Annotated in this window: 6 protein-coding genes and 1 pseudogene; 4 read left to right on the top strand and 3 right to left on the bottom strand. The window is 68.4% G+C overall.

The window, feature by feature from the left end:
• Positions 1 to 544 (bottom strand): annotated as a pseudogene (locus ACOZHM_RS15860) (hypothetical protein); the annotation flags it as partial.
• Between the two features lie 9 nt (positions 545 to 553).
• Entirely contained in the window at positions 554 to 1,153 is a 600-nt protein-coding gene (locus ACOZHM_RS15855; RefSeq protein WP_421570274.1) for an NfuA family Fe-S biogenesis protein, read from the bottom strand.
• Between the two features lie 91 nt (positions 1,154 to 1,244).
• Here ACOZHM_RS15855 and ACOZHM_RS15850 point away from each other — a divergent pair, with 91 nt between their 5' ends.
• The 3 genes from ACOZHM_RS15850 to zupT are packed head-to-tail and all read left to right on the top strand — an operon-like array spanning position 1,245 to position 2,841.
• Positions 1,245 to 1,586, top strand: coding sequence for a 4a-hydroxytetrahydrobiopterin dehydratase (locus ACOZHM_RS15850; RefSeq protein ID WP_421570273.1), 342 nt, complete (start codon positions 1,245 to 1,247; stop codon positions 1,584 to 1,586).
• A 5-nt stretch (positions 1,587 to 1,591) separates the two neighbouring features.
• A complete protein-coding gene (locus ACOZHM_RS15845) occupies positions 1,592 to 2,032 on the top strand; it encodes an energy transducer TonB (protein ID WP_421570272.1) in 441 nt (146 codons plus the stop codon).
• Positions 2,033 to 2,034: 2 nt separating this feature from the next.
• Positions 2,035 to 2,841: a zinc transporter ZupT gene (gene zupT / locus ACOZHM_RS15840; RefSeq protein WP_421570278.1), complete on the top strand. Its 807-nt coding sequence runs from the start codon at positions 2,035 to 2,037 to the stop codon at positions 2,839 to 2,841.
• Between the two features lie 509 nt (positions 2,842 to 3,350).
• Here the strand turns inward: zupT and ACOZHM_RS15835 are convergent.
• Complete coding sequence (locus ACOZHM_RS15835; RefSeq protein ID WP_421570271.1) at positions 3,351 to 4,328, bottom strand: RluA family pseudouridine synthase; 978 nt, start codon at positions 4,326 to 4,328, stop codon at positions 3,351 to 3,353.
• A 405-nt stretch (positions 4,329 to 4,733) separates the two neighbouring features.
• On the opposite strand from ACOZHM_RS15835, the gene rne reads away from it, so the two are divergent.
• Positions 4,734 to 8,255: a ribonuclease E gene (rne, locus tag ACOZHM_RS15830; protein WP_421570270.1), complete on the top strand. Its 3,522-nt coding sequence runs from the start codon at positions 4,734 to 4,736 to the stop codon at positions 8,253 to 8,255.
• Positions 8,256 to 8,552 lie beyond the last annotated feature (297 nt).

The raw sequence follows: 8,552 nt of genomic DNA, 5'->3' as shown, positions 1-8,552 counted from the left end.
CCGCGGTGCTGCCGGCACGCGCGCTCGCCGCAGCAGCCGCGGCGGACTGTGCACTGGCCGCCGCCGCGCTGCCGGCTGCGGCAGCAGGTTCGCCACCGCCACTTTCCTGCGGCGTGCCCTTGCCAATGAATTCCACCTGGATACGGCCGCCATCGCCGCCCTGCTCCGGCTCCACCGGCGGGCGCACAAGCGCCACCCACAGCAGCAGCGCGGCAAACATCACATGCAGCAGCAGGCTCAGCGCCGCCGAGGTCCAGCGCATCCAGCGCTGGTCGCGCGGCGCGGGGTCCCAGGTCTGCCAGAGCAGGCGGCGCAGCGCCTGCACGGTGCCCAGCGCCGGCAACCGGCCCGGCGAACCGGGCAACGGCCGGTCGATCAACTGGGCAATCACTTCCGTGGAACGGAACGGGCGCGGCAACGGCGTCAATGCGCGCAGCCACAGGCCCCACCCGTAAGGCAGGCCGGTGGTCTTTTCGACAATGCGTTTGTCCGGCTGGCGGGCCAGCAGCCAATCGAGAATGTCGTCAGCCCGACGGGAGGTCACGCAGGGCGATCAGGCAGCCGTGCCGCGGGGAATGTACGGCGCGTGCCCGCTGTCATGGTCGGTCGCGTCGCGCACTGCGGTGATGCCCGGCACACGCCCCATCAGGGTCTTCTCGATGCCCTGCTTCAGGGTCACGTCGGCCATGCCGCAGCCCTGGCAGCCACCGCCGAAGCGCAGCAGCACCACGCCGTCGGCGGAGACTTCCTGCACGGCCACCTTGCCGCCATGCGAGGCCAGCTGCGGGTTGACTTCGTTTTCGACCACCCAGCGCACGCGCTCGACCAGCGAGGCCGAATCGTTCGGTGCATCGCCCTTGATCTTCGGTGCCTTGATGGTCAGCTGCTGGCCGCCGGTGGCATTGGTGACGATGTCGATGTCGGCCCCGTCCATCCATGCCACGCTGGTGGCGGCGACGTACAGGGTGAAGCCGTCGCAGTCCACCGCCCACTCGTCGCCGAGCAGGTCGGCCGGTTCGGCGAACTCCAGGCGCGCGTCGGCGCGCGGGGTGCCGGCGTCCACGGCGCTGAGGCGCACGCCCATGCCGGGCACGGCTTCGCGCTCGATGAGCTTGCGGAAATAGGTCTGGGCAGTGTCGGAGATCTGGATCATGCGGCTATTCTAGCGGCTTACATGTTATGCGCTCATTCGGTTTATACACTGTCCGGCGCATTGTTCAGGCATAGACGAGATGGAGAATTTCATGGCCGACCTGATTCCGCTGGCGCAGGCCCATTGCGTGCCGCGCAAGGGCAGCGACCACAAACTGGGCGAGGCCCGGATCGCCGAGCTGCTGGCCCAGGTGCCCGGCTGGGAGCTGGCCGAACAGGGTCAGGCGCTGACCCGCACCTTCCGGTTCAAGGACTACCACGGCACGATGGCGTTCGTGAACGCTCTGGCCTGGGTGGCCCACCGTGAGGACCACCACCCCGACCTGGGCGTGCATTACGACCGTGCCGTGGTGCGCTTCTCCACCCACGACGTGGGCGGGCTGAGCGAGAACGACTTCATCTGTGCAGCCAAGGCTTCGAGCCTGACGGAGTGATTGCCATGAACATCCAGAGAGCAGCCACGTATGACGTGGCTCTACGCGTCGCCATTGCCGCGCTTGTGGCCGGGCTTGCCGGTTGTGGCGGTCCCTCCGCACCGGCCGCGCCGGTGGCCGCGCCCACCGAGGTCGCGGCGGTGAAGACCCCGCCGCCGGTGTACCCGATCGAGCTGGCCTGCCAGGGCATCGGCGGCACCACCACCCTCAAAGTGGTGATCGGTACCGACGGCAAGCCGGGCCAGATCCAGTTGGTCTCGGGCAGCGGCAACGCGCAGCTCGACGAGCAGGCGCACAAGGCCGTGGAAGGCTGGCAGTTCAACGCCGCCACCCGCGCCGGCCAGCCGGTGTCCACCACCATCCAGGTGCCGGTGAGCTTCAACCCGCCGCAGCCCAAGCCCGATGAGTGCTTCGCGGTGGAAGAACGCCTGCGTCGGGGCGGCTGACACTGGAAATTTCCAATGAAAACGTATGGGTCGCCCTGCTGGTGACCCTGGCTGCCGGCCTGGCCACCGGCCTGGGCAGCCTGATGGTGCTGTTCTCGCGCCGCCCCAACCCCCGCCTGCTGGCGTTCGGCCTGGCCTTCGCCGGCGGCGCGATGGTGTTCGTGTCGCTGACCGAGATCCTGACCAAGGCGATCGATTCGTTCACCCTCGCCTACGACGCGCGGGTGGGCTACGCCTACGCCACGGCCGCGTTCCTGTGCGGGGTGCTGTTGATCGTGTTGATCGACCACCTCATTCCCAACCCGCACGAGAGCCTGGACAAGCAGGACCCGATGTTCCGCGAGAACAACAAGGCCTACATCAAGCGGGTGGGCCTGTTGACCGCCGTGGCGATCACCGCGCACAACTTCCCCGAGGGCCTGGCGACCTTCTTCGCGATGCTGGAAAGCCCGTCGGTGGGCATGCCGCTGGCGTTCGCCATTGCCATCCACAACATTCCCGAAGGCATCGCCATCGCGGTGCCGGTGTATTTCGCCACGCAGAACAAGGCCTACGCCTTCGGCGCCAGCCTGCTCTCGGGCCTGGCCGAGCCGATCGGCGCGGCGATCGGCTACCTGCTGCTGTCGAACGTGCTCAACCACGCCACCTTCGGCTGGGTGTTTGGGTTGATTTCCGGCGTGATGGTGTTCCTGGCGCTGGACGAGCTGCTGCCCGCCGCCAAGCGCTACGCCAAGGGTCACGAAACGGTCTACGGCCTGGTGGCCGGCATGGCCAGCCTGGCGATCAGCCTGGTGTTGTTCAAGTGGTGAACCATCGCTCGTGACCGTGCACGGCTTGGGCCGGCCAACGGCCGGCGCTACCCTCTCGCGTCCGGAGCCCATGGTGGGGTAATCCGGTTCCCAATGGGCCCTTAACGGTGCGGTAGCCCCGGCCGTTGGCCGGACACCGCGCGCAGCGCGGCACATACATCCGCAGCCGATGCAATGCGGCCCCGATCATCCGTCCGGCGCTTAGACCATCCGGAACCGCGTGTCCGGCGCTCATGACGCCGGACCGGAATACAGCAGGCCAATGGACGGGTCTGTCCTTCTGGGGTCATGAACGGCTGACGCGTGGCTTCGGTTGGTTTAAACGTTGGACGCGAAACCCGGCACGGGGGTTTTGCCATCTCTGGATCCTTGTTCCGCGCTGCGCGCGGCGTCCGGCCAACGGCCGGGGCTACCGCACCGTTACGGGCCCATCGGCAACCGGATTAACCCACCGACGGATCAACCCGCCAACGGATTGACCCACCAACGGATCGCCCCACCGCACGCAATTACCCCAACCGGTTCAACACCTCGGTCAGCTCATCGGCCAGCGGCGCGTTGAGCAGGTACGGGGTCTTGCCGGCGTCCAGCGAGAACTCCAGCGAGGCCGCGTGCAGGAACAGGCGTTTCAGGCCGATTTGGGTACGAAGCCGCTTGTTGACGTCCGGATCGCCGTACTTGTCGTCACCGGCCACCGGATGCCCGAGGTGTTGGGCGTGCACGCGGATCTGGTGGGTGCGGCCGGTTTCGATGCGTACTTCGCAGTACGAATGGCCGCCCTTGCGCTCCAGCACGCTGAAGTGGCTGATCGACTGCTTGCCGATCGCGTTCACCTGCACGTGGCGCTCGCCACCCTGGCGCAGGCCCACGTGCAGCGGCGCGTCCACGGTCATGGTGCCGTCGGGCATCCGGCCCACCAGCAGGGTCAGGTAGCGCTTGCGGATGCCGGAACCGTGGTCTTCACGCAGCAGCGCCTGCAGCTCGCTGAGCGCCGAACGCTTCTTGGCCACGATCAGCAGGCCCGAGGTGTCCCGGTCCAGCCGGTGCACCAGCTCCAGCGTCTTGCCCGGGCGCAGCGCGCGCAGGGTCTCGATGGCGCCGAAGCTGATCCCGCTGCCGCCATGGCTGGCCACACCGGACGGCTTGTTCAGCGCCAGCAGACGATCATCTTCGTAGACGATCGCGTCTTCCAGCCGCTTCATGAACGCCGCCGGCGGACCGGCCTTGTCGCCTTCCTCGGTGAGACGCACCGGCGGGATGCGGACTTCGTCGCCCTCCTCCAGCTTGCGCTCGGCCTTGGCGCGGCCGCCGTTCACGCGGACCTGGCCGCTGCGCACGAGTTTGTAGACCAGACTGCGTGGGGCACCCTTCAGCTGGCCGAGCAGGAAATTGTCCAGGCGTTGCCCGGCGCGGTCGGCCGGGACAGTCAGGAGACGTACGCTGGTCTTGCCTTCAGCGGGTTTGGGGGACGGCACGGTATCGGTCATTGGCCTTTTATTCTGTTACACTCGGCGGGCGAGATAAGGGATTGATTTCGTTGGAAGTTGCTGTGGGCCAGAAGCCCGGCTTCCCTCGATTCCGGCACAGTGCGCAGCCACCGCCCCCGGGGCGGCCATGTTAGCGGCTCACCGGCGGTCCCGGCCATCGCCGGATGCCTGACAAGCGTCTGCGCTGAAAAAATGTCCCTGTGGCGCTCCAGCATGGCTGACAGCTGCCTCCGGCCCCGCACCACCCAAACCAAAACAAAATGAAGCGCTCCCGCGGCCTGCCGTGGTGTTGTAGCGCTGGAAGCCCAAGCCGCCCTCCCCGCGCATGCGCGATGGGCGTCGAAGCGTGACCAGAAGCGAAACCCCATGGCGTTCCGCGCGGTAGCAGCGCGCGAGGAACGCAATATGAAGCGAATGCTGATCAATGCCACGCAGGCTGAAGAGCTGCGGGTAGCCATCGTGGATGGCCAGACGCTGTACGACATCGACATCGAACAGCCGTCCAAGGAACAGAAGAAGTCGAACATCTACAAGGGCCGCATCACGCGCCTTGAACCGTCGCTGGAAGCGGCCTTCGTCGAGTACGGTGGCGAGCGCCATGGCTTCCTGCCGCTGAAGGAAATCTCCCGCGATTACTTCCAGGCCGGGGTCGACCACAACAAGGCCGGCATCCGCGAACTGCTGCGTGAAGGCCAGGAAGTCGTGGTCCAGGTCGACAAGGAAGAGCGTGGCAACAAGGGCGCCGCCCTGACCACGTTCATCTCCCTGGCCGGCCGCTACATGGTGCTGATGCCGAACTCGCCCACCGCCGGTGGCGTGTCGCGTCGCATCGAGGGCGAAGACCGCGCCGCGCTGAAGGAAGCGCTGGACAAGCTGGACATCCCCGACGACATGGGCGTGATCATCCGCACCGCCGGCGTCGGCCGCGATGCCGAAGAGCTGCAGTGGGACCTGGACTACCTGCTGCAGGTCTGGAAGTCGATCGCCGAAGCGGCGCTGACCAAGCCGGCCCCGTTCCTGATCTACCAGGAATCGCGCCTGATCGTGCGCGCCCTGCGTGACTACCTGCGCGCCGACGTCGGCGAGATCCTGGTGGACACCCAGGAGCTGTACGACACCGCCCGCGAATTCATGCAGCAGGTGATGCCGCAGACCCTGCGCAAGCTCAAGCATTACACCGACGACATCCCGCTGTTCAACCGCTTCCAGATCGAATCGCAGATCGAAGGCGCGTATGAACGCAACGTGCGCCTGCCCTCGGGCGGCTCGATCGTGGTCGACCAGACCGAAGCGCTGACCGCCATCGACGTGAACTCCTCGCGCGCCACCAAGGGCAGCGACATCGAGGACACCGCGTTCCAGACCAACCTGGAAGCGGCCGAAGAAGTGGCCCGCCAGCTGCGCCTGCGCGACCTGGGTGGCCTGGTGGTCATCGACTTCATCGACATGTCGTCGAACAAGCACCAGCGCGAAGTCGAGAACCGCCTGCAGAACGCCCTCAAGTACGACCGTGCGCGCGTGCAGCTGGGCCGCATCTCGCGCTTCGGCCTGATGGAAATGAGCCGCCAGCGCCTGCGTCCGAGCCTGGGCGAATCCAGCCAGATCGTCTGCCCGCGTTGCGACGGCCATGGCCGCATGCGCAGCGTGGAGTCGCTGTCGCTCTCCATCATCCGCGTGGCCGAAGAGCATGCGATGAAGGAAAACACCGGGCAGGTGCTGGTACAGGCCCCGGTCGAGATCGCCAACTACCTGCTCAACGAAAAGCGCAGCGCGCTGCGCGAGATCGAACAGCGCCATGACGCGCCGATCGTGATCGTGGCCGACGAACAGCTGCACACCCCGCACTACGAAGTCACCCGCCTGCGTGAAAACGAGCTGGGCGACGAGAGCGGCAAGCCGAGCTACCAGCGCGGCACCCCGCGCAAGCTGCCGGTGCACGCACTGACCAAGGCACAGCTGAACATTCCGGTCGCCCCGGCAGTCACCAACGTCAAGCACAGCTCCCCGGCCCCGGTCCGCGAGGTCGCCGAGCCGGTGGCTGCTGCGCCGGCACCGGTCGCCCCCACCCCGGTGGCCGCTCCGGCCGCCACGGGCGTGGTCGGCTGGCTCAAGCGCATCTTCGGTGGCGAACCGGCCCCGGCCGCCGCCCCGCAGCCGAGCAGCCGCCCGGCCCAGGACGGCAACCGCAACGGTCGCAACAAGGACCGCAACGGCAAGGACCGCAACGGTCGCCGCGATGAGCGTGGCGAACGCGGTGGCAACGGCCAGGCACAGGGCCAGGGCCGCAACAAGGACCGCCGTGAAGGCGAGCGCGCCGGCAAGGGCGAGCGCCGCGAGGAGCGTCGCCCCGACGCGGCCGCACAGGCTGCGGCACCCGCCGCTGGCCAGGCCCCGCAGGGCAAGCCGCGCAACGAGCCGCAGCAGCCCAAGGCACCGCGCAATGAGCAGCAGCCGAAGCTGAACCAGAACCAGAACCAGAAGCAGAAGCAGCCGGGTCAGCCGAGGCAGCAGAACGACGGCGACAAGCCGGCGCGTCAGCCGCAGGCCGACACCGCCAAGCCGCTGCAGACCGGTGCACCGGTGGCCGAGGCCGCGCTGGTGGCTGCCGCCGCCGTGACCGTGGCCGACGCTGCGACCCCGGGCACCGCCGCACCGGCCGCCCCGGTGGCAACGCCGGCACCGGCCGATGAGAAGCTGACCACCGCCGCAGTGGCCGAAGGCGACGCCGCCGAGCACGGCGAAGCGCCGGGCACGGGCGATGACGCCAGCGGCGAAGGCGCCTCGCGCCGTCGTCGTGGCCGTCGCGGTGGCCGCCGCCGTCGTCGTGGCAATGGCGAGCAGGCTGCGGGCAGCGATGGTCTGAACGATGACGCCGGTCTGGACGACGACGCGGACGACCAGGACGGCGAGCAGGACGGTGACACCACCGCCCACGCCCCGCGCCCGGTGACGGGTAACGGCGAGCCGAACCCCGAGTTCGACTTCGACGACGATGGCGCCGCCCCGGCCGCCCCGGCTGCACCGGTCCAGGCTCCGCGCCCGGCCCCGGTAGCCGCCGTTGCCGCCGCCGCGCCGCTGGCCGTGGTCAGCAGCCCGGTCGTGACCGCCGGTCATGCCGCCCCGACCCCGGTGGCAACGCCGGCACCGGCACCGACGCCGGCCCCGAAGGCAGAGCCGGAAGCCGAGCGCACGCCGTCGTACACCGACCGCGTGCCGTTCGTGGAGTCGCCGATGCCGGCGGCCGCCACGCCGGTCCAGGCGGCGCCGCAGGCACCGAAGGCCATCGAGACCCCCGCCGCCGAGGTAGAGCCGACTGTTAGTCGGCTGCCCACCGAAGCGCCGAAGGCTGTCGAAGCCCCGGTCGTGAGCCAGGCGCCGAAGGCCATCGAAACCTCGGCCGTCACCGAAGCGCCGAAGGCCGTTGAAGCCCCCACCGCCAAGGTAGAGCCGACTGTTAGTCGGCAGCCCACCGAAGCACCGAAGGCCGTCGAGGCCCCGGTCGTGACCCAGGCGCCGAAGGCTGCAGAAGCCCCGGTCGTCGCCCCGGCCCCGACCGCGCCTGCCGCGATCGAGACGCCGAAGGCTGCTGTAGAGCCGACTGTTAGTCGGCTGTCCGCGGAAGCCCCGGCGGTCGAGCGCACGGGTCCGACCGAAGTCGGTCGCCCGGTGCAGACCAGCATGCTGGACGCGGTTGACGCCGTACCGGCCCCGCAGGCCGCACCGGCACCGGTTGCCCGTGTCGAGGCGGCAGAAGCCGCACCGGTGGTGCAGAACGGCCAGCTGTTCGGCACCGCCGCCAGCGACGCCGCACCGACCGATGCCGCCGCCCAGGCCGCGCATGCAGAAGCCCGCGAAGACATCCCCACCGATGTCGCCAAGGCCGACGATGCCGACAAGCAGGACCCGGAAAAGACCGACAAGGTCTGATCCTGTTCCAGCGCTATGCGTAAAAACAGACAGCGGCCTTCGGGCCGCTGTTTGTTTTTGTGGGTCGCGCTTGGTCACGCAAGGCGAGAGCAGAAGCCGTGGTCTGCGAATGTGCGTGTTTAGGGCTGGCGGCGGTGGGTTGGCGGGGGACGCCGTAAACCCATCCATGGGGGCTTAGTCGCCGCATCCATGCGGCTCATACCCCCGCCAACCCACCCCCGCCAGCCCTTCGACAGTTTGTTGGGGGCCTTGGGCGAGCGGGAGCAGCCACGCATGGCGTGGCTCTACGGGTTTGAT

The organism is Stenotrophomonas sp. PD6, from assembly GCF_049199305.1.
In the GTDB taxonomy this organism is placed as follows: domain Bacteria; phylum Pseudomonadota; class Gammaproteobacteria; order Xanthomonadales; family Xanthomonadaceae; genus Stenotrophomonas.
Note: the sequence above shows the minus strand (reverse complement) of the source record. Positions and strands in the feature narration are given on the sequence as shown.